At 60.9% G+C, this 20,443-nt stretch carries 18 protein-coding genes; 8 read left to right on the forward strand and 10 right to left on the reverse strand.

Translation table 11 applies throughout. The features are described from left to right. Positions 1–202 precede the first annotated feature (202 nt). The gene (locus OP496_RS11600; RefSeq protein ID WP_280563796.1) at positions 203–1,519 is read right to left on the reverse strand and encodes an L-fuconate dehydratase; all 1,317 of its coding nucleotides are present in this window, start codon (positions 1,517–1,519) and stop codon (positions 203–205) included. A gap of 281 nt (positions 1,520–1,800) precedes the next feature. Here OP496_RS11600 and OP496_RS11605 point away from each other — a divergent pair, with 281 nt between their 5' ends. Together OP496_RS11605 and OP496_RS11610 are read left to right on the forward strand one after the other, a co-directional pair. Then, positions 1,801–3,330 carry an altronate dehydratase family protein gene (locus OP496_RS11605; RefSeq protein WP_280563797.1) on the forward strand — a complete coding sequence of 510 codons (1,530 nt, stop codon included), beginning with the start codon at positions 1,801–1,803 and terminating at the stop codon, positions 3,328–3,330. A gap of 73 nt (positions 3,331–3,403) precedes the next feature. Next, complete coding sequence (locus tag OP496_RS11610; RefSeq protein ID WP_280563798.1) at positions 3,404–4,375, forward strand: GntR family transcriptional regulator; 972 nt, start codon at positions 3,404–3,406, stop codon at positions 4,373–4,375. Between the two features lie 113 nt (positions 4,376–4,488). Here the strand turns inward: OP496_RS11610 and OP496_RS11615 are convergent, their stop codons facing one another. The 6 genes from OP496_RS11615 to OP496_RS11640 all read right to left on the reverse strand — a co-directional run bounded on the left by OP496_RS11615 (position 4,489) and on the right by OP496_RS11640 (position 10,754). After that, positions 4,489–5,397, reverse strand: coding sequence for an NAD(P)-dependent oxidoreductase (locus OP496_RS11615; RefSeq protein WP_280563799.1), 909 nt, complete (start codon positions 5,395–5,397; stop codon positions 4,489–4,491). 13 nt (positions 5,398–5,410) lie between these two features. Continuing rightward, a complete protein-coding gene (locus OP496_RS11620; RefSeq protein ID WP_280563800.1) occupies positions 5,411–6,478 on the reverse strand; it encodes an Ldh family oxidoreductase in 1,068 nt (355 codons plus the stop codon). Beyond that, positions 6,475–7,983, reverse strand: a complete 1,509-nt coding sequence (locus tag OP496_RS11625) for a tripartite tricarboxylate transporter permease (protein ID WP_280563801.1) — start codon at positions 7,981–7,983, stop codon at positions 6,475–6,477. Before OP496_RS11625 ends, OP496_RS11620 begins: the two co-directional genes overlap by 4 nt. Before the next feature lie 7 nt (positions 7,984–7,990). Beyond that, positions 7,991–8,458: a tripartite tricarboxylate transporter TctB family protein gene (locus tag OP496_RS11630; protein ID WP_280563802.1), complete on the reverse strand. Its 468-nt coding sequence runs from the start codon at positions 8,456–8,458 to the stop codon at positions 7,991–7,993. A gap of 13 nt (positions 8,459–8,471) precedes the next feature. Next, a complete protein-coding gene (locus OP496_RS11635) occupies positions 8,472–9,449 on the reverse strand; it encodes a tripartite tricarboxylate transporter substrate binding protein (RefSeq protein WP_280563803.1) in 978 nt (325 codons plus the stop codon). Positions 9,450–9,620: 171 nt separating this feature from the next. Continuing rightward, entirely contained in the window at positions 9,621–10,754 is a 1,134-nt protein-coding gene (locus tag OP496_RS11640) for an iron-containing alcohol dehydrogenase (protein WP_280563804.1), read from the reverse strand. A gap of 162 nt (positions 10,755–10,916) precedes the next feature. On the opposite strand from OP496_RS11640, the gene OP496_RS11645 reads away from it, so the two are divergent. The 4 genes from OP496_RS11645 (at position 10,917) to OP496_RS11660 (ending at position 14,931) form a co-directional block, all read left to right on the forward strand. Beyond that, complete coding sequence (locus tag OP496_RS11645) at positions 10,917–11,882, forward strand: LysR family transcriptional regulator (RefSeq protein WP_280563805.1); 966 nt, start codon at positions 10,917–10,919, stop codon at positions 11,880–11,882. A gap of 96 nt (positions 11,883–11,978) precedes the next feature. Beyond that, positions 11,979–12,452, forward strand: coding sequence for a hypothetical protein (locus OP496_RS11650; RefSeq protein WP_280563806.1), 474 nt, complete (start codon positions 11,979–11,981; stop codon positions 12,450–12,452). A 75-nt stretch (positions 12,453–12,527) separates the two neighbouring features. Next, positions 12,528–13,529 (forward strand): NAD-dependent epimerase, encoded by a 1,002-nt coding sequence (locus OP496_RS11655; protein WP_280563807.1) that lies wholly within the window; start codon positions 12,528–12,530, stop codon positions 13,527–13,529. Between the two features lie 61 nt (positions 13,530–13,590). Further along, a complete protein-coding gene (locus OP496_RS11660) occupies positions 13,591–14,931 on the forward strand; it encodes a UDP-glucose/GDP-mannose dehydrogenase family protein (protein ID WP_280563808.1) in 1,341 nt (446 codons plus the stop codon). Positions 14,932–15,008: 77 nt separating this feature from the next. Here the strand turns inward: OP496_RS11660 and OP496_RS11665 are convergent, their stop codons facing one another. Beyond that, the gene (locus tag OP496_RS11665; protein WP_280563809.1) at positions 15,009–16,040 is read right to left on the reverse strand and encodes a putative sulfate exporter family transporter; all 1,032 of its coding nucleotides are present in this window, start codon (positions 16,038–16,040) and stop codon (positions 15,009–15,011) included. Positions 16,041–16,120: 80 nt separating this feature from the next. Here OP496_RS11665 and OP496_RS11670 point away from each other — a divergent pair, with 80 nt between their 5' ends. Beyond that, entirely contained in the window at positions 16,121–17,020 is a 900-nt protein-coding gene (locus tag OP496_RS11670; protein ID WP_280563810.1) for a LysR substrate-binding domain-containing protein, read from the forward strand. 11 nt (positions 17,021–17,031) lie between these two features. Here the strand turns inward: OP496_RS11670 and OP496_RS11675 are convergent, their stop codons facing one another. Both OP496_RS11675 and OP496_RS11680 read right to left on the reverse strand, forming a co-directional pair. Continuing rightward, entirely contained in the window at positions 17,032–18,105 is a 1,074-nt protein-coding gene (locus OP496_RS11675; protein WP_280563811.1) for a glycosyltransferase, read from the reverse strand. 35 nt (positions 18,106–18,140) lie between these two features. Then, positions 18,141–18,875, reverse strand: coding sequence for a hypothetical protein (locus OP496_RS11680; protein WP_280563812.1), 735 nt, complete (start codon positions 18,873–18,875; stop codon positions 18,141–18,143). A 118-nt stretch (positions 18,876–18,993) separates the two neighbouring features. Between OP496_RS11680 and OP496_RS11685 the strand changes: the two genes are divergently transcribed. Next, the gene (locus tag OP496_RS11685) at positions 18,994–20,406 is read left to right on the forward strand and encodes a mannose-1-phosphate guanylyltransferase/mannose-6-phosphate isomerase (protein ID WP_280563813.1); all 1,413 of its coding nucleotides are present in this window, start codon (positions 18,994–18,996) and stop codon (positions 20,404–20,406) included. The last annotated feature ends 37 nt before the right edge of the window (positions 20,407–20,443 follow it).

Below are 20,443 nucleotides of genomic sequence, written 5' to 3' on the forward strand. Positions count from 1 at the left end.
TCCTCCTGGAACTGATGGTTACTACTGGTATGTGTGTCACGAATGACACCGGTATCATCGCGACCTATACCAGAAATTCTTGCCTACTGATGGGTCGCGCGATGTCTTCGGCAGATGGTGTGTCTGCTCTTGAGCATCTTAATGTTGAACATACACCTAGATGCCCCCTGTTGAGACTTCATCGTTAGTCGTAGATGGCCAATTAATTTTCGTTGGAAGCCGCATGCCAGGCCTCTCCTTCGGGGTAGCGATGACGTTCGAGAGAGTCGTCATGCATGGTGATACTGTAACCGGGGGCTTCGGGAACCTGATAACGGCCTCGGTGAATGCGCACCGGGTCGATGAAATGCTCGTGAAGGTGGTCGACGTATTCGAGGATGCGTCCGTCCAGCGAGCCGGAGACAGCAACATAGTCGAACAGCGAAATGTGCTGCGTGTACTCGCACAGACCCACGCCACCGCCGTGCGGGCAGACCGGCACATCAAACTTGGCGGCCATCAGCAGCACCAGGATCACTTCGTTGAGACCGCCCAGCCGCGCGGCATCGATCTGGCAATAGTCGATGGCGTCGGCTTGCAATAGCTGCTTGAACATCACGCGGTTATGGCAGTGCTCGCCGGTGGCGACACCCATGGGGTCGAGCCGGCGACGGATTTCGGCATGGCCGAGGATGTCGTCGGGGCTGGTGGGCTCCTCGATCCACAGTGGATCGAATTCCGCCAGGTTGCGCATGTTGGCGATGGCTTCGTCCACGTCCCACATCTGGTTGGCGTCCATCATCAGCTTGCGGTCCCAGCCGATTTCGTCGCGCAGTATGCGGGCGCGCTGGCGATCCTCCTCGAGGTTGCCGCCGACCTTCTGCTTGAAATGCGTCCAGCCTTCGGCCAGCGCTTCGCGCGCCAGGTGCCGCATCTTGTCCTCTGAGTAGCCAAGCCAGCCGGCGGAGGTGGTATAGCCGGGATAGCCCTCGGCGCGCATATGGGCTTCGCGCTCGCTTTTGCCGGCTTCCTTGCGCTTGAGCAAGGCGATGGCTTCCTGCGGCGTCAGCGCGTCGGTGACGAAACGGAAATCCAGGCACTGGACCAATTGCTCGGGAGACATGTCTGCCAGCAGTTTCCAGACCGGCTTGCCTTCGCGCTTGGCCCATAGGTCCCATACAGCGTTGACGATGGCTGCCGCTGCCAGGTGCATGACGCCCTTTTCCGGTCCCAGCCAGCGCAGTTGGCTATCACCGCTGGTGAGATCGCGCCAGAAAGTGCCCATGTCGGCAGTGATCGCCTCGAGATCGTGTCCCACAATGCGCGAGGCCAGCGCCTCGACGGCCATCACGCAGACATCGTTGCCGCGCCCGATGGTGAAGGTCAGGCCATGGCCTTGATGGGCATCATCGGCATCGGTGGTCAGGGTCACGTAGGTAGCCGAATAATCCGGTGCCGCGTTCATGGCGTCTGAGCCGTCGAGCTGCTGCGAGGTGGGAAAGCGAATGTCACGTGCTTGCAGGTGGGTAATCGTGGTCATGATCTAGCGTCCTGAAGAGAGAGCGGTCTGCGCCGCGTCAATGAGTGTTTTTCAGGATCAGACTAAGGCGGACTAGCGATAACAGGCCAATCGCAATTTTGTTGTGGCGATTTCTTCTGGTTATTACATGATGCGAAATCTCGCGGCGTTGCTTCTGGTGCGTTAAGATATTAATTGAACATTGTGTGCAATATTCAATAATATGGTCTCAAAGCCAGCCCCAGAAATCGATGCGTCCCTCCTCCGTGGCGGCGAGGCGTGTCCTTGTCAGCGAGGTCCTCATGCAGCTCATCAATACGACACCGCCGGTCATCCGACTCAACGCGACCGATAACGTGGGAGTCGCCACGCGTGCCGTCCCGGAAGGCTTGCCGCTCGGCGTCGGCGAGTGCGTGGCACGTCACAATATCGATGCCGGGCACAAGGTGGCGCTGACGCCGCTCGGCGAGGGCGATAACGTCATCAAGTACGGCCAGGTCATCGGTCGGGTGAGCCGCGATATCGTCGTCGGCGAACACGTGCATACGCATAATGTCGCCATGCTCGAGCGCGATACGGCGCTGGAGGGTTTCGAGCCTTTTCCGCGCACGCCGGTCAGCGATTCCGAGCGTACCTTCATGGGCTATCATCGCCCCAATGGTCAGGTCGGCACGCGCAATTACATCGGGATCTTGTCGACCGTGAACTGCTCGGCAACCGTGGCCAAGGTGGCCGCCGAGCGGCTCAATGCAGACGGTGAGATCGCGGCATTGGGATTCGATGGCGTAGTGCCGATTACCCATGGTTCGGGCTGCGCGATGAATACCGAGTCCGAGGGCTTTGCCTTCCTCGAGCGTGTCATCGCGGGCTACGCACGGCATCCCAATTTTGCGCATGTGGTCATTATCGGGCTGGGATGTGAAACCAACCAGGTCAAGCAGTTGGTGGAGAAGTCTGGCCTGGAGGATGCTGCGCGTCTGGCCTACTTCAACATTCAGCAGGTCGGCGGTACGCGCGCGAGCATCCAGATGGCCTGCGACAAGGTGCTGAACATGGCGCGCAGCCATGAACGCGATGAGCGACGCCCCGCGCCGCTCCATCACTTGAGCGTGGCGTTGCAATGCGGTGGCTCGGATGGTTATTCCGGGATCACCGCCAACCCGGCGCTGGGGCACGCCGCCGATTTGATCGTGCGTCACGGAGGCAGCGCAATCCTGAGCGAAACGCCGGAAATCTATGGCGCCGAGCATTTGTTGTTGGACCGCGCGGTGGATGTGGACGTCGCGCGTAAGCTGCTGGCACGCATCGCCTGGTGGAAGCATTACACCGAGATCAACGGCGCGGAACTCAACAATAACCCCTCGCCGGGCAACAAGGCGGGAGGCCTGTCGACGATTCTGGAAAAATCCCTCGGCGCGGTGGCCAAGGGTGGGGCATCGAGCCTCAACGATGTGCTCGAATACGCCGAGCCGCTCCAGGTGCCAGGCTTCAATTTCATGGACAGTCCCGGTTATGACCCTGTCTCGGTTACCGGGCAGATTGCCTCGGGAGCGACCGTGGTGTGCTTCACCACGGGGCGTGGTTCGGTCTCCGGCTTCAAGCCGGCGCCATGCCTCAAGCTGGCTACCAATACGCACATGTATGAGACCATGAGTGAGGACATGGACCTCAACTGCGGCGCCATCATCGACGGTGAAGTCTCGGTGGAGGAGATGGGAGAGGCGATCTTCGAACGGATCGTCGCCGTCGCGTCCGGCGACGCCAGTGCCAGCGAATCGTTGGGTTATGGCAGCAATGAATTCGTGCCCTGGATGGTCGGCGCGATCACCTGACGACGCCGCGCTATCATCACGTTCAAGGGCGCTCGAACCGCGCGCATGCATTAAACGGGAGTACGACAGTCGCATGGCCAGATCGTTGAAGGAGCAACTTTATCGGGTAGTTAGCCAGGCCATCGAGGATGGACGTCTCGAGCCGGGGTTGGTGCTGCTGGAAGGCCATCTCGCCGAGCATTTCGCGATGAGCCGTTCGCCGGTACGCCAGACCTTGGCTCGCCTCCACGAGGAAGGGCGAATTTGTCGCTTCGAAGGGCGCGGCTACCAAGTCGGCGCACAACCCGGCGACGTGGTACGCCGCTCCCTGGGCAAGAGCGATTTTCGCGCCTCGCGTATCGAGCGCACGGACACTTGGCGTGCGCATGCCGAGAATGTAGAACGCGACGTGGTGCTATGCTCGATGAAAGGGCGCTTCGAACTCAATGAACTGCAATTGGCGCGTTCGCTGTCGGTGAGTCGGACTCTGACGCATCGCACCCTGCTGTATCTACAGAGCATCGGCGTGGTCGAGAAAGTCAAGTACAGCAGTTGGACGGTGGTGCCGCTGGACGACACGCGCCTGCGCGATCTTTACCAGGCACGGTGTCAGCTAGAACCATTCATGATGACCCGTGCCGCCGAGACATTGAGCGATGCGGAAATACAGAACTATCTGGCGCGCCTGAACGATGCCGCGCGCGATTATCCTCAGGTGCCCAGCGCATTGCTCGATGCCCTCGAGAATGACCTGCACCACGAGGCCCTGAAGCGCGGCAACAACGCCGAGATCATGACCATGTTGCGTCGCACGCGACCCATCCTGTTGATCAGCAAGCATCTGCTGGGCTCGTCGATCGAGCTGCCCAGCGTGGAGCCGTTCTTCGACGAGCATCGGCATGTATTCGAACAAGCCCGTGCCCGTCACGGCGAAGCCGCGGGACGCGCTCTCGAAGAACATCTAGCGCGCTCTGAATCCCAGGTGCAGGCGCGTCTGGCCGATTTTCGCGATGCCGGAACGATCGACGTGCCGGATTATCTGCGCGAGGTCGCGCTCGATACTTGAAGCCGCGAGCAGGTTGCCGCAAGGGCGCTATAAACTCTCCCTTGGCGCTACTGTCGACATCCTGTCGAAAGACTCCTGCTTCAACCTGTCCCGGCGTAAACCCTGGGTACCGTTCAGTGCGGATTTTCGTCGTTGCGCCGGCGCAGCTCGCGGATCAGGGCGCTATGATCCAGCTCGCCGTCGCCGTGCGCGACCAGGTCCCCGAACAAGCCATCCACCAGGCGCGATACCGGGAGCTCAAGCGATAATTCATCCGCGAGTTGTTGGGCGGTTTGGGTGTCCTTCCACTGCCATTTGGCGGGCCCGCCGGGGCGGAAGTCTTTCTTGAGCATGCGTTCGCCGTGGACTTGAAGGATCGTCGAGTCGGCGAAGCCGCCCAGCAAGGCCTCACGTACTTTTCCGGGATCGGCACCACCACGTTCGGCGAGCAGCAAGGCTTCGGACACCGTAGCGATGGTATTGGCGACGATCGTCTGATTGGCCAGCTTGGCGAGTTGACCACTACCGGCCGGGCCAACATGCACGTCGCGCCCGAGGTGTGAAAAAAGCGCTCGCGCTTGCGTGTAGGTGGCCGCTTCGCCGCCGACCATGATCGCCAGCGTGCCGCCGATGGCGCCGCGTTCGCCACCGGATACCGGTGCATCCAGATAGCCGATGCCTGCTGCCTCGGCGGCTTGGGCCTGGCCTCTGGCGGTTTCGACCGGGATCGAACTCATCACCACCAGTATCGCACCGGGTGCCATGTGGGCGATCACGCCGTCGTCGCCTAGCAGGATGTCGTCGCATACCGGTCCCGAGCTGAGCATGACCATGACGAAGTCGGCATCAGTGGCGGTGTCGTTCGCCGAATGAGCTATGTCGATGCCGTGCTCGTGCAGTGTCTCTGTCTTGTCGGGCGTGCGGTTCCAGGCGCGGACTCGGTGGCCCGCCTCGGCGAGACGGCGAGCCATCGGTGCGCCCATGAGACCGGTGCCGATGACGCCGATGGTCTTGGTATCATGCGTGTCCTGATCTTGTGGCATCTTATTCTCCCGTTCATAACTCTAGTGCGCGACTCAATGAGCCGTTTGCCAGCGTCGAGTCGGAGACGGCCAGGCGTAGCGAATCGACGACGTCATTGGGCAGGGGAATTCCCTCGCGTAGATACCGTTGACGCTTGGCGAGGCCGGATTGACCGGGTAGGCGCACCGCGACATCGGGGTCGGCGCGCTCGGCGTCGAGACAGCGCCGGGTGAGAAAGTCGGTTTCCTCGACGAAGGCATCGGTGCCGCCGAAACGCGCCGGATCGATGACCATCACCGTGGCCGAGGCACCCCATTGGGTCGGGGCGTCCTTGCGACCATAGCCACCGAGAGCCGAGGTCAGCGCCTCGATCATCAGGCCCAGAGCGAACCCCTTATGACCGAAGGCCTGGCCGCCGAGTGGTAGGATGCTGCCAGGAGGCGTGGTGAAGAAGTCCTCGGGATCGTCGCTGGCGGTGCCGTGACGGGTCAAGATCGCGGGATGCGCGAGCTTGCCGCCCTCGGCGCGTGTCTTGTTGACGGTGCCGTTGGTAATGCTCGACATGCTGACGTCGATCAGCATGGGGTTATCGCGACCGGGGATGCCGATGGCCAGCGGGTTCGGCGTGTATGCGGGCGTCACACCGCCATAGGGTGCCACCGAGGCCACGGCGGGGTCCGAACTGAGCACGATGGGCACCAGGTCACGTTCGACAAGGGGGCGCAGATAGGCTGCCAGGCAGGCGATGTGATGGGATCGCTTGAGCGTGACGATGCCGATGCCGAAGCCTTCGGCGGCTTGTCGTGCATGCTCAAGCGCGTGCCTGATCAGGTACGGCCCTAACACATAGTGTCCATCGATCACGGCGGCCACGGGACTGCTTTCCGACATCTTGAGCGTAGCGGGGTCGCCGCTTGCCTTGCCGGCCTTGAGGTCCTTGAGATAGCCATTCGCGAGCTTGATGCCATGCGTGTGGTGACCGAGAAGATCGCCCTCGACCAGCACGTCGGCGGTGGTGTCGGCGACCTCTCGATGTGCGCCGGCCTCCTCGAAGAGGGCCGTCAAGAGTTCATGAATTTGTGCAGCGGCGTAGGTGGTCATGGCGTCCTCGGGGATTGGGGAGCGCCGCGATAACGGCGATAGAGACGAATGAACAACGGCAGGAACCAGATCAGGATGACCATCGCGCCTAGGCTTGCGCTGATGGGACGCGAGAAGAAACTGAGCAGGTCGCCGTTGCTCTTGAGCATGGAGCTCATGAAGTTGTTCTCCAGCGTGCCGCCGAGTACCAGGCCCAGAATGGTCGGGGCCATGGGGAAGTCGTTGCGCGCCAGGATGTAGGCGACCAGACCGATGATCAGCATGATCCAGATATCGGTGACAGCGTTGTTGATGGCGAAGGCGCCGATGATGCAAAAGCACAGAATGATCGGCATCAATATCTTGCGTGGCGTCAGGATGAAGACCTTGGCCGAGCGAATGGCGATATAACCGATGGGCAACATGGCCAGGTTGGCAATGAAGAACACCGTGAACAGCGCATAGACCAAACCACCGCCCTCCATGAAGATGGTGGGGCCGGGATTCATGCCTTTCATGTACAGCACACCGATGACGATGGCGGTGATCGAGTCGCCGGGAATGCCGAAGACCAGCGCCGGTACCCAAGCGCCGCTGATACCCGAGTTGTTGGCCGAGCTGGCATCGACGATGCCTTCGATGTGGCCGCTACCATAGGCGTCCCGGTTTTTCGAGCGGCTTTTGCCCATGGCGTAGGAGATCCATGCCGCGATGTCTGCGCCCGCGCCGGGCAGGGCGCCGATCAGGGTGCCGGTCGAACTGCCCCGCAACAGGTTGCGCCAATAGCGTCCGATGTGCCGAGGAACGCTGCTGAAGACTTCGTCTTTGTGAACGGCGGGAATGTGGCGGTTTTCATTGCTGGAACCGTAGAAGCTCATCAGTTCGTTGAGCGCGAACATCCCGATCATCACGGGGATGAAATTGATGCCTGCCATCAAGTCCGGGAGGCCGAACGTGAAGCGAGGTGCACCGCTCATCATGTCGAGACCGACAGTGGAGAGCAGCAACCCTACCAGCAAGGATAGAAAGGCCTTGGTCTTGGAGCCGATGGAGATGAAGATCGAGCAGCTCAGCCCCAGCAAAGCCAACCAGAAATACTCGAAGGAACTGAACTTGAGCGCGACTTCGGCCAGCGAGGACGAGACGAAGACCAGCACTAGCGTGCCGAACAATCCGCCGAAGACCGAGCATACAAGGTTGGTCCCCAGCGTTTCCCGCGCGCGCCCTTGACGTGCCAGTTGATGGGACTCGCCGACATAGGCGGCCGACGCGGGCGTGCCGGGGATATTGAGATAGGTGCCGGGAATGTCGCCGGCGAAGATCGCCATCGCCGATGTGGTCACGATGGCTGCGATGGCGGGCGTTGACTCCATGTAAAAGGTGATGGGGACCAGTAGTGCGACGGCCATGGTGGCGGTCAGGCCGGGCACGGCGCCCACGAAGACTCCAAAAATGGCCGCGGCGGCGATCACCAGTAATGTCTGGAAATTGAAGACCAGCGCTAGGCCTTGCAGAAATGCATCCATGGCTTACTTACCCCCAGACGCCCAATAGTCCCTCGGGGAGGGGAATGAGCAAGTAACGTGAAAACACCAGGTCGATGACCAGTGCTGCGACGATGGATATCCCGAACGCGAGGAGAGGAGAGGTGCGCCGTGCAAGCATCAATACGAACATGATCGATGCCAGACACAGCATGGCCCCCAGCCACTCGCTTGCCAGGATGTAAAAAACGATGGCCAGGGCGGGAAGCAGGGACAGCAACGTGTCGCGCAGTTGCTCACGTTCCATGCGCCAGGTCATGCCGTTTCCGATGCCCTTGAGTGCCCTGACATGTCCGATCGCGAGTATCAGGCCGCCAATCATGAACCCTCCCCCGATGAGGGAGGGAAACAGTGACGGCCCATACTGCAGGCTGGGCATGGTGGGGAACCCTTGGGCCACGACATAGACGATGGCGCCTGCCGCCATGAACGCTAGGCCAAGCAGGAAATCTCTCATCGTGGCCCCCGGATTACTCGGCCAGACCGACTTGTTCGACGATCTTGCCGAAGCGCTCGTCCATATCCTTCATCAGTTGACCGAAGTCCTCGGCATTGCGCCATTCGGTACCGAAGCCTTGCTTGGCCATGAAGTCCTGGTAGGTATCGCTGTTGTAGGCATCCTCCAGCGCGTCCTCCAACGTCGCGACGATTTCGGGGTCCATGCCTTTGGGACCTGCGATACCACGCCACTCACCGATCTGATAGTCGCTGCCGATGGCCTCCTGGAGCGTGGGCACGTCGGGGAAACTATCGAGGCGTTCGGGTGCCATGATCCCCAGGCTGGCGGCGCGTCCTGACTCGATCATCGAGCGGCCTTCGGGCACTGAGCTTGGCACGATGTCGATGCCGCCGGCGGCGAGTTCGGTCATGGCGGGGGCCGCGCCTTGACTGGGGATCCAACTGACGCGGTCGGGCTCCATGCCTTGATCCATCAGGAAGCCGGCGAAAGCGAGGTGCCAGACACCGCCCTGGCCGGTGCCGGATGCGTTATAGGTGCCCTTGGGCTGCTCTGCTACGGTTTTTACCAGGTCTTCGAGATCGTCGAAGGGGCCGTCGGTAGCTACCTGAACGCCGGCGTAATCGTAATTGATCTGCGCGATAGGGGTATAATCGCGGTAGGTCAGGTCGGTGAGGCCTTGCCAGTGCATCATGTTGATCTCGCCGGTCACCAGGCCCAGCGTATATCCGTCGGGATTGGCCCTGGCAATGGCGTTATGACCTACTACGCCGCTTCCACCGGTACGGTTGACGACGTTGACCGTCCCGCCCAGCTCTTCTTCCATCGCCTTGGCGATGGTGCGCGCGGTGGCATCGGTACCGCCGCCGGCGGCCCACGGTACGATGAGGGTGATGGGTTTTTCCGGGTAGTCGGCGAGAGCCGGTCCGGCGATGGCGGTGAGCAGGACAGCGATGCTGGTGAGTCCGACTTTATTGTGCAGTTTGAGCATGATCGATCCTTGTTGTTGGCGTGTCATGAAGTGTTGTCGTGCCTAGAATGCGTCTTTCAAGTTAGTTCTTAATGTACATTGTGCTCAATATTCATTTATCTAGACTTTGGTCTAGAGCGTGGGTTGAATCTCCTCTTTTTTCAGTTGGTTAAAGTTTTTTAGAAGCGATCTTCATAATGCTTCCAAAAGCATGCGCTGAAAATCGTCGTGCGTCGGGACACGCGGGTTAGTGGCGGTGGAATGGTCCTCCAGTGCCCATTGGGCGACCGGGTCCAGGCGTTCTCGAGTGACGCCCATATCGCTGAGTCGCATGGGGAGGCGCAGATCTATGTTGAGTTGAGTGAAGGCCTCGATGATATCCGTGCCGGGGGCCAGTCCCATCGCATCGCGCAGCCGGGCGAACTTGTCGCCGCAATGGTCCTGGTTGAAGCGCAGCACGATGGGCATCAGCAAGGCATTGAGCGTGCCGTGGTGGAGCTTGAGGTCGTGAAAGCCGCCCAGTGCGTGGGAAAGAGAGTGCACCGCGCCGAGGCCTTTCTGGAATGCCAAGGCACCTTGCGTAGCGGCCATCAGCATCTCGCTGCGCGCTTCTCGGTCACTGCCATCGTTGACGGCGGTACGGATATGTCGCGTGGCGCGTTGCAGGCCGTCGAGGGCGATGGCGTCGGCGGGTGGGTTGAAGCGCGGGCTGAGAAACGTTTCGACGCAATGCGCGATGGCGTCCATGCCGGTGGCGGCGGTCAAGTGCGCCGGCAGCGAGAGGGTCAGCAATGGATCGCAGATCGCCACGTCGGGGATCAGATACGGCGATAGGAAACCGAGCTTGCGTTCATCGCGCATGCTGATCAGCGCGGCGCGCCCCACCTCGCTTCCCGTGCCGGCTGTGGTGGGAATGGCCACTGACGGTAGCACTTGGCTGCCGATACGGGCTGCACCGCCCTCAATCACCGCGTATTGCCGCAGTGGCGCGGAATGGCTGGCCAGCAGGGCGACGCCTTTGGCCAGGTCGATGCTTGACCCACCGCCCAGCGCGACGATGCCGTCGCAGGCATGCTCGTGGAAACAGGCCACGGCGTCTTCGATGGCGACTTCGGTGGGGTTGGCGGGCGTGCCGTCGTAGACCGGGGCCGGGCGTGTACCGCCGATGGCCTCCTGGACGCGTGTTACCAGGCCGCTGGCGGTGAGCCCGGCATCGGTCACGATCAAGGGCGCGGCGACACCGAGCTGCACCAATTCGTCGGCCAGATCGTCCAGGGCATCGTTGCCGAAGCGTATCTTGGTGAGGTAGTTGATGGTCGCACTCATATCGCTCTCCTTATGTGCCTTGGCGGCCAAGGCGGTGATTGTTGTTCAAAGTGGTGCAACGCGTGATGTTGTCTTATCGCTCAGGCTATGGCCGCATTGAAATCACAATCCAATCGAAGTTTATGGCATTGTGATTCGTTCTGGTTATCAGGAAGGGCAATCATGACGGCGGGCAAGCTTTCACATTCACATCTGTGTGCCTGGCTGCGTTTTAAGCATCTGATGTTGCTGACCACCTTGGCCGAGAGCCGCAATATGCATGCCACGGCGCGGATCATGCATCTGAGCCAGCCGGCGGCGAGCAAGATGCTGCGCGATCTGGAGACGTATTTCGGGTTCGCACTTTTCGAGCGTTTGCCGCGGGCCATGCAGCCTACCGAGCTGGGCGAGCAGGTCATTCGCCATGCGTGGATCCTGCTTAATGACATGGAACGCCTGGTGGATGACATCAATGACCTCCGTGATGGGGGCTATGGCCAGCTGCTGATCGGCGCCATCGCCGCTGCCGCGCCGGAAATCCTGCCGGCGGCGATCGCGCGGCTCAAACGTGATCGGCCGCGTCTCTCGGTGAGTCTGCAGGAGCAGACCAGCGATCGCTTGTTGCTCGAGCTCGAGCACAAGCGTCTGGATGTGGTTATCGGGCGCTTGACGCATGTCAGTCAGCACAATGTATTCGACTTCGAGCCGCTACTGGATGAGCCGCTGCGGATCGTGGTGCGCCGCGATCATCCGTTAACGCACCTTGACCACGCCCCGGGCCTGGACGAACTGAGCCAATGGCCATGGATACTGCATCCGTTGTCGAGTCCCATGCGTGGCGTATTCGAGTCGGCCCTGGCGGAGGAGGGCATCGCCACGCCTGCCAACGTGGTCGAAACCACATCGATTCAGGCAACCCTGCAATTGCTGCAGTCTTCGGACATGCTGGCGGTGTTGCCGCGCTCGGTGATGCGGCGGCCGCTGGCGGGCGGACAATACGTCGTGCTCGAACGCGTGATCGGCAAGCCGCTGGACTACTACGGCATCATCACACGGCGTCAGGAGCCACACTCCGCTGCCGCCGACGAGTTGATCGCTCATCTGCGGCAATTGGCCAGCGAAGCTCAGGGGGTGGAGCTCGATAACTGAATGCAGGCGTGTTACCAGACGCTCGAGTGAGCCTGAACCGTGAGGCCATCGCTGGTATCCTTGTCGTTATTCTTCTTTGAAAGACAACGGGATTCCATGGCCTCGCTTTCCTTGTTCCTTTCCATATTGATTTCTGCGGTGGCGCTGACAGCCGCCTTTACCATGCTGCTCTATCGCTGGGTGGGACGGCGTGCCTCGTCTTCTGACAAGGCACGCGGGAAGTCACGCAGCAAGTCACACGGCAAGAGCGCGCCCAAACGTGCCAATGCCACCTCACGCAAAGATTCCTCTCGGGCCCGTGCCAAGACGCAAAAGCAGTCCCCCTCTCGGCCCAGACTATCGTTCCCACGCTTGCCGACATGGCTGCGCGCCAGCCTGCCGTTGGGGATGATGCTGACACTGATCGCGGCCGTGGGGCAGTTGGCGTTGCAGGGCATGCACAATGCGCACCAGATGGCTGCGAACGATCCGCGCTTGCCGTCGCTGGAAAACGTGCTCGACGGTCTTTCGTTGCTCGCACTGGTGCTCTTGTTGGTGGGTATTCTCGCTTGGCTTGCGCCTCGTCAATGAAGCGCGGGACATGGATCGGCGCGTCTCAAGCGCCATGTTATAGTGCGCGCCATCACATGAGAGACTGCTAACCCCATGAATATTCTGATTACGGGCATGGCCGGGTTCATCGGTCATGCCGTGGCCAAGCGTCTGGCGGCCGGTGGCCACACCATCGTTGGCATCGACAATCTCAACGATTACTACGATGTGATGCTCAAGCAGGCGCGCCTCGACGATCTGGCGGGGCTGCCCAATGTGCGTTTCGAGCGTATGGACCTCGCCGACCAGGCGGCCATGCAAGCGCTCTTTGCCGGTGAGCGCTTCGACCGCGTCATCCATCTTGCCGCGCAGGCCGGGGTGCGTTACTCGCTGGACAACCCGCATGTCTACGCGCAGTCCAATCTCGTCGGCCACCTCAATGTGCTGGAAGGCTGCCGTCACCAGCAGGTGCCGCATCTGATCTATGCCTCGTCGAGCTCGGTATACGGGCAGAATGCGCATGTGCCGTTCTCGACCGCCGACGCTGTGGATCACCCCATCAGCCTTTACGCCGCGACCAAGAAGTCCAATGAGCTGATGACGCATAGCTACGCCCATTTGTACGGCATCCCTTCCACGGGGCTTCGCTTCTTCACCGTCTATGGCCCGTGGGGACGCCCCGACATGGCAATGTTCAAGTTCACCCGGGCGATTCTTGCCGGCGAGCCGCTGCCGATCTTCAACCACGGCGAGCTGTCGCGGGATTTCACCTATATCGACGATATCGTCGAGGGCGTGGTACGCATTCAGGATGTCATCCCCCAGGGCGATCCCCAGCGGCAAGCGACGGCGCCGGATCAAAGTAACGCGCCGTTCGCACTCTATAATATTGGCCACGGGAGCCCGGTGGCATTGATGGATTTCGTGCGCGCTCTGGAGCGCGTGACCGGTCGCACCGCGCAATGCGACTATCAGCCCATGCAGCCGGGTGACGTGCCGCGTACCTGGGCGGATACCGAGGCGCTTTTCGAAGCGGTCGATTACCGCCCGGCGGTCGGCGTCGAGGAAGGCGTGGCACGCTTCGTCGACTGGTATCGCGCGTTCTATCACGTTTGATACCCACTCGGGCTTGACCGCCCACGCTTTTTCGATGACATGACGTAAAGGACGACACACGATGAAAATCAGCATCTTCGGCACAGGGTACGTGGGCCTGGTCACCGGAACCTGCCTGGCGGATGTGGGGCACGAGGTCATGTGCATGGACGTCGACGCCGATAAGGTTGCGCGCCTCGAACGCGGCGAGATTCCCATTTACGAGCCAGGGCTCGACGCCATGGTGCGTCGTAATGTCGAGGAAGGGCGCCTGCGTTTCACTACCGATGCAGTGTTCGCCGTCGATTTCGCGCCGCTGCAGTTCATCGCCGTCGGTACGCCGCCCGACGAAGACGGTAGTGCCGATCTGCAATACGTTCTCGCCGTGGCGCGCAGCATCGGCCAGCACATGGGCGACGATAAAGTCGTCGTCGACAAGTCGACCGTGCCAGTGGGGACGGCAGACAAGGTGCGCAGTGCCGTACAAGGCGAGCTCGATGCCCGGGGCGCTTCGCTGACCGTCGATGTCTGCTCCAATCCCGAGTTCCTCAAGGAAGGCGCTGCCATCGAGGACTTTACCCACGGCGCGCGGATTATTGTCGGCACCGATGCCGAACGTGTGCGCGACATCATGCGCGAGTGCTACGGTCCTTATAATCGTCACCATGAAAAGTTGATGTTCATGGATATCCGTAGCGCTGAGCTGACCAAGTACGCCGCCAACGCCATGCTGGCCACCAAGATCAGCTTCATGAACGAGGTCGCTAATCTCGCCGAGCGCCTGGGCGCTGATATCGAGCAGATTCGACATGGTATCGGCAGCGATCCGCGCATCGGCTATCACTTCATTTACCCTGGCTGCGGTTATGGCGGTTCGTGCTTCCCCAAGGACGTACAGGCGCTGGCGCGCACTGCCGGCGAGATCGGGTATCGCGCCGAATTGCTCGAGGCCGTGGAAGGCGTCAACCAGCGCCAGAAAGCCTCGCTTTTCGCCAAGCTTTCCCAGGCCTTCGATGGCGATCTGAGTGGCAAGACGATTGGCGTGTGGGGGCTGGCCTTCAAGCCGAATACCGACGATATGCGCGAAGCGCCCAGTCGTGCTTTGATGGAAGCGTTATGGGCTACGGGGGCACGCGTGCAAGCTTTCGATCCGGAAGCCATGGGCGAGTGCCGCCGGATTTACGGCCAGCGCGACGATCTGGCACTGGTTGAGAATCGCGAGCAAGCCGTGGAAGGTGCCGACGCCTTGGTGATCTGCACCGAGTGGAAGGCCTTTCGTAGCATCGACTTCGCCTGGCTCAAGCAGACGCTGCGCATGCCGGTGGTCATCGATGGGCGCAATCTATTCGACCCGCAGGCGGTCAAGCGCGCGGGCTTGATGTACTTCGCCGTGGGCCGGGGGGATTCTCTCCAGTCGGCGTGAATCGGCCCAGTGGAATAGACGAGTCAGTTGGATATGCAAACGGCGTCTCGAGAGGCGCCGTTTTGCGTCGGAGCGTTTCAACGCATCATCCAAGGTGTGATCAGCGCGCCACCGATCAGCAAGAGCACGAACAGCGTCAAGGCCAGCAAGAAGGGTTTGATGCCCAGGACGCGCAGTTTCTCCAGGCGCGTTTCGAAGCCCAGTGCCGCCATGGCCATCGCCAGTGCGATCTGGCCTACCGTTACCAGTCCATCGTGCAGTGGCGTCGGCAGGGCGATTACGCTATTGAACACGACCATGGCCAGGAAGCCGAACGCGAACCAAGGAATGACCAGTGCGGGACGTACCGTGCTGTCATCGGTCTCTTGAGTGTTGCGGCGTAGCCACCATTGACCGACGATCAGCAAAAAGGGTATCAGCAGCATCACCCGCACCAGCTTGACGATCACGGCGTTGGCCAAGGCGTGGGGCCCTACGGCATCACCGGCGGCGACCACCTGGGCCACCTCATGCACGGTGGCGCCGATGTAGATGCCGAACAAACCCTCGTCCATGCCGGTGAGAGGATAGAGCAATGGATACACCAGCATTGCCAGCGAGCCGAACAGCACGACGGTGGCCACGGCCATCGAGGTGGCGGCCGGCTTCGAGCGGATCGTGGTCTCGGTTGCCAGCACTGCGGCGGCACCACAGATAGCGCTGCCGGCACTGGTCAGCAACGCTGTTTCGGCATCCAGCTTGAATATCCGTGTACCCAGCCAATAGCCGGTGACCAGCACCGTGGCGATGATCAGCGTATCCAGCACGATCACCTTGGGACCGAGGCCGAGGATCTGTTGCAGGGTCAGCGAAAGGCCGAACAACACGATGCCGCTGCGCAACAGCCAGCGGGTCGCGAACTGGAGTCCGCGGCTTGCCTCGGGGATGCGCCCGCTGGCAGGCAGGTTGCCGACCACGAGACCCAGCAGCAGCGAGAAGACCAGTGGACTGATGCCGCTTTCGCGGATGCCGGGCAGGTGAGCCAGGGTGAAGCCCCCCAGGGTTAGACCGGCGCAAAGTATCAATCCCTGCCACATGAGACATTCTCCGATGATAGGCGATAGCGCCATGGATGTGTCTCTTTAGGCTAAACAGGAATAAACTTATGTGTTATGTGGTAATAACGAAATGACAGTTAAGTAAAATCGATATGTCGACCCATGTGACGTTTCGCCAACTCCAAGTATTCGTTGCCGTGATTCGTGGCGGTGCGGTCAATGCGGCCGCGCGTCAACTGCGTCTCTCCCAGTCGGCGACCAGCCAAGCGCTGGCCGATCTGGAACGTCAGCTCGGCGTGGCGCTCTTCGAACGGCTGGGGCGGCGTCTCGAGCTCAACGATGCCGGTCGCCGATTGCTCCCATACGCCGAGAAAGTGCTCAACGGGCTCGATGAGCTGGTCGATGCAGCACGAGAGCCCGACGGCGAACTGCGGGGTACGCTGCACGTGGCGGCTAGCGCGACGATCGGCACCTATCTTTTGCCGATGCTGGCCGGGCGTTTCAGCGAAGCTCATCCAGAGACGGACCTCCAGTTGCGACTACGTAATACGCAAGGCGTGATTGACGATTTGCTGCAATACGATGCCGACCTCGGCCTGGTGGAAGGGCAGTGTACGGAACCGCGTCTGTCCAGCGAGTTCTGGTGTCGCGACGAAATGGTCATTGTCTGTGCCCCGGAGCAGCGCTACGCCGCCCAGTCGCGGCTGACGCCAGAGGAGCTACAAGCCGCCGAGTGGATTCTGCGCGAGCGCGGTTCGGGGTCTCGTGCGATCTTCGAAGCGGCGATTCGGCCTCACGTATCGCGTCTGAAAGTACGCATGGAGCTCGCTCAGCATGAGGCCATCAAGCAGGCGGTGCAGTCCGGTCTTGGCCTCGGCTGTCTGTCACGGCTCAGCGTAGCCGGAGAACTCGAACGCGGCGAACTCGTCGCACTGGAGACCCCGCTGCACCTGGTTCGGGACTTCTCGTTATTGTGGCATCCCGAGCGCTACCGCAGTCCGCTCTGGCAAGCCTTCAAGGTGTTTCTTCAGGATGCGGGGTCGAGCACGTGAGCGTGTGTCTTTTACCCTGCCAGCGCCTCGAACTGCGGTAGTACGGTTTCTTTTAGAAACGGGCGGTAATGCGCCTCGGTCACGCGGACCGGGTGGGCATCCATGCGCGCGATGGCGTCGGCCAGCGCCGTTTCGTCCTCGCGCGGGACCAGGAAGTCGGCGAGTTCCCCCGAGAGTATTTCACGCGGGCCGGAGGGGCAGTCGACGCTGACCACCGGCGTGTCGAGCAGCAGCGATTCGATCAGCGCGCGAGGCAGGCCTTCGGCGTCCGAGGTCAGGATCAAGGCCTTGGCGTGGCGCATGAAGGGGTAGGGGTTGGTCTGGTAGCCGGGTAGGATGACGCGGCCCGCGAGTCCCATGTCCTCGATCATCGCGCGTAGCTTGGCTTCTTCATCGCCTTTGCCTTTCCCCAGCAGCATCAGTGGTGTGGTGACGCCACTGGCTTTGTAGGCGCGCAACAGTCGATCATGGCGCTTGCGTGGTTCGAAGGTGCCGACGTTGATCAAATACTCGCCCTCGGGAATATCCGCCGGCTCCTCGGCCATGCGCAGGAAGGGCGCACGCTCGTAAGGGTTGTAGATGGCGCGAATCTCGGCCGGCTGGAGGCCGATGACATCGAGAAGGTTGTCCTTGACGCCCTGGGAGACGGCGACGACATTGCGCCCGCTATAGAAGTGATGCACTTTGGTGAAGGCCTTGGTGCGTTGTTCGGGATCGCTGAATTTCGCCGAGATATCGCTCTTGATCCAGAACCACAAGTTGGGGAATGTCAGGTGCCGAGTGATCTTGTCGCAGGAGCATGACAGCACGACATCCGGGGCAAAGGCCTTCAAGGCACGTGCGATGCGCGTGGCCTGCCATTTTTCCACCCATACGGTGGAAAATAGCTTGCTGAAACGATTGATGACCCCGAGATTTTCGATCTCCAGACCATCCGGCAGGCGGTGCTCGATTTTATCGCGCAGGATGAAGACCTTGACGACGTGGCCGCGCTGGCGAAGGCCGTCAGCGGTGTAAAGCAGCGATTTCTCCGCGCCGCCGCCGTAAAGATCGGCAATGACGAAGGCAAAACGTTTGGCTGTCATGGTGTCTTCCCTGGTGCATCGATGAGCGCCGATTCCTATAGCGCGAGTTGGTCAACCAGATACGCTTCGGCGAATGCCCGATAACGCTCGCCCTGCAATTTCGTGGGGCTAAGCATGGCCATAATGGTCTGGCGGCGTTGGCGGGCATCTTGCGGCAGGCGTTTGACGTGGGTATCGATCCAGATGATCTCGCCAGCGCCATCGAGCAGCAAGTTGCCATAATGAAAGTCGCGATGATAGTAGCCGTGCCGGATCAGGGCCACGGCGTCATCGCATACACGTTGTAGAAATGCCAAGCGTGCTTCTTCTTCCTGGCGGCGAAAGTAATCCGCGCCGGATTCGCCCCGGTCGAGATGTTCCATGGCCAGCAGCGACCCCAATGGGTTGAGGGGGTTGAGGGCCACGCCGATACCACGGCATTCGATGGCGCGCAGTCCGGCCTGGCGGATACAGGCATTGGCTCGCCATTCCTTGAGGGCATCGAAGCCGCCGAACAGACGTTTTTCGAGGATATCGCGCAGCCACCAGTTGAGTGGTTGACGATGGGCCGTGAATTTGTCGGCGATCAGCTTGAACAGGGTGTTGGAGCGTGGCTCGAGGAAGAAACGACTGCTGCCCACCGCTTCCATTTGTCGTGTCGTGCCGGGTTGCGACAACTCGAGATGGGAAGTGAACGCAAAGCGTGTGCGCATGTAATACCAGCGTGCAACACCATTGAGCGAGACACGATACAACGGCATGAGTGGCGATCCGCCTCGTTCGGGAAACAAGGCGCTAATCCTCGGGAAGTGGGGGGAGGTTGTCAAGGCAATGTCATGACAGGGCTGGCGCCTGCCGTGGTGGCTGGTTACCGTACGCTCAGAGATATGCCCGGATGAGGAAGATGCCATGCTGACGCCCGTGATTCTCGCTGGCGGTAGTGGAACCCGCCTGTGGCCGCTGTCGCGTCGCGATACGCCCAAGCAATTCCTGGCGCTGCTTGGCGAGCGGAGCCTGCTGCAGGCGACGCTCGAGCGCCTTGAGGGGCTCGACGTGGCACGCCCCATCGTCGTCTGCGCGGATGCCCACCGTTTTCTTGTTGCCGAGCAGTTGCGTGAAATCGGTTGCGAGGCAGATATCGTGCTCGAACCCGAGGGACGCGACACCGCGCCGGCGATTGCCATAGCGGCGCTTTGCCAGCAGGCGCGCGAAGCCAGTGCGAACCGTGACGGGCCCCTGTTGGTATTGCCTTCCGATCATCACCTCGAAGACGTGGCGATTTTCCACGACGCATTGAAGACGGCGCTGCCGGCGGCGGAGCGAGGTGATCTGGTGACGTTTGGCATCGTGCCGCGTCATCCAGAAACCGGCTACGGCTACCTGGAGGTGGACGACATCACCGCAGGCCTGCAGCCGCTCAAACGCTTCGTGGAAAAACCGGATGCCGAGCATGCGCGTGATCTTGTCGAAGACGGTCATCATCTCTGGAACAGCGGCATGTTCCTGTTGCGAGGGGATCGTTACCTCGAAGAGCTGAGATATTGGCGACCGGCCATGCATGCCTTGGTGGAGAAGACCTGGACCGGACGTGGGGCAGATCTCGATTTTCTACGTCCCGAGTCGGGCGCGTTTTCTGCATGCGACGCCGAATCCATCGACTACGCCGTCATGGAACATACCCGGGCCGGTGTCGTCGTCCCTCTGGCGTCGGGATGGTCGGATGTCGGCTCCTACCAGGCATTGTGGGACGTCGCGCAGAAAGACGATGACGGCAATCTGCTGCGCGGTGACGTCATCGCGGAAAATACGCGAGACGCCTGGGTACAGTCGCAGTCGCGTCTGGTCGCGACGCTCGGGATCTCGGATCTTGTCGTCGTCGAAACCCCTGACGCCGTGCTGGTGGCGGATCGTCACCGCGTTCAGGAGGTCAAGACCCTGGTCGCGCGTCTGCAATCACTCGGGCGCCAGGAGGGCATCGCTCAGCGACGTGCCTATCGCCCGTGGGGCAGTTACGAATGCGTCGAGCAGGGCGCACGCTTTCAGGTCAAGCATATTCGCGTACATCCCGGTGCCCGCCTTTCGCTGCAACGCCATCATCACCGCGCCGAGCATTGGGTGGTCGTGTCCGGCACCGCGCGGGTGACCCGGGGAGACGAGGTCTTCCTGTTGGGTGAAAATCAGTCCGCGTACATCCCGTTGGGCACCACACATCGTCTGGAAAACCCCGGCCGCATCGAACTGGAACTCATCGAAGTGCAAAGCGGCGCGTATCTCGGCGAGGACGATATCGTGCGTCTTGATGACGACTACCGACGTGGCTGATGAATAGCGTATTGAGTAGCATTCAAGATCAAGCGGA

This window comes from Chromohalobacter sp. 48-RD10 (assembly GCF_029889785.1).
GTDB lineage: Bacteria > Pseudomonadota > Gammaproteobacteria > Pseudomonadales > Halomonadaceae > Chromohalobacter.

Coding starts and splice junctions, on each gene's coding strand:
- OP496_RS11600 (WP_280563796.1), bottom strand. CDS start 1,519: ATGACCACGATTACCCACCTGCAAGCACGTGACATTCGCTTTCCCACC.
- OP496_RS11605 (WP_280563797.1), top strand. CDS start 1,801: ATGCAGCTCATCAATACGACACCGCCGGTCATCCGACTCAACGCGACC.
- OP496_RS11610 (WP_280563798.1), top strand. CDS start 3,404: ATGGCCAGATCGTTGAAGGAGCAACTTTATCGGGTAGTTAGCCAGGCC.
- OP496_RS11615 (WP_280563799.1), bottom strand. CDS start 5,397: ATGCCACAAGATCAGGACACGCATGATACCAAGACCATCGGCGTCATC.
- OP496_RS11620 (WP_280563800.1), bottom strand. CDS start 6,478: ATGACCACCTACGCCGCTGCACAAATTCATGAACTCTTGACGGCCCTC.
- OP496_RS11625 (WP_280563801.1), bottom strand. CDS start 7,983: ATGGATGCATTTCTGCAAGGCCTAGCGCTGGTCTTCAATTTCCAGACA.
- OP496_RS11630 (WP_280563802.1), bottom strand. CDS start 8,458: ATGAGAGATTTCCTGCTTGGCCTAGCGTTCATGGCGGCAGGCGCCATC.
- OP496_RS11635 (WP_280563803.1), bottom strand. CDS start 9,449: ATGCTCAAACTGCACAATAAAGTCGGACTCACCAGCATCGCTGTCCTG.
- OP496_RS11640 (WP_280563804.1), bottom strand. CDS start 10,754: ATGAGTGCGACCATCAACTACCTCACCAAGATACGCTTCGGCAACGAT.
- OP496_RS11645 (WP_280563805.1), top strand. CDS start 10,917: ATGACGGCGGGCAAGCTTTCACATTCACATCTGTGTGCCTGGCTGCGT.
- OP496_RS11650 (WP_280563806.1), top strand. CDS start 11,979: ATGGCCTCGCTTTCCTTGTTCCTTTCCATATTGATTTCTGCGGTGGCG.
- OP496_RS11655 (WP_280563807.1), top strand. CDS start 12,528: ATGAATATTCTGATTACGGGCATGGCCGGGTTCATCGGTCATGCCGTG.
- OP496_RS11660 (WP_280563808.1), top strand. CDS start 13,591: ATGAAAATCAGCATCTTCGGCACAGGGTACGTGGGCCTGGTCACCGGA.
- OP496_RS11665 (WP_280563809.1), bottom strand. CDS start 16,040: ATGGCGCTATCGCCTATCATCGGAGAATGTCTCATGTGGCAGGGATTG.
- OP496_RS11670 (WP_280563810.1), top strand. CDS start 16,121: ATGTCGACCCATGTGACGTTTCGCCAACTCCAAGTATTCGTTGCCGTG.
- OP496_RS11675 (WP_280563811.1), bottom strand. CDS start 18,105: ATGACAGCCAAACGTTTTGCCTTCGTCATTGCCGATCTTTACGGCGGC.
- OP496_RS11685 (WP_280563813.1), top strand. CDS start 18,994: ATGCTGACGCCCGTGATTCTCGCTGGCGGTAGTGGAACCCGCCTGTGG.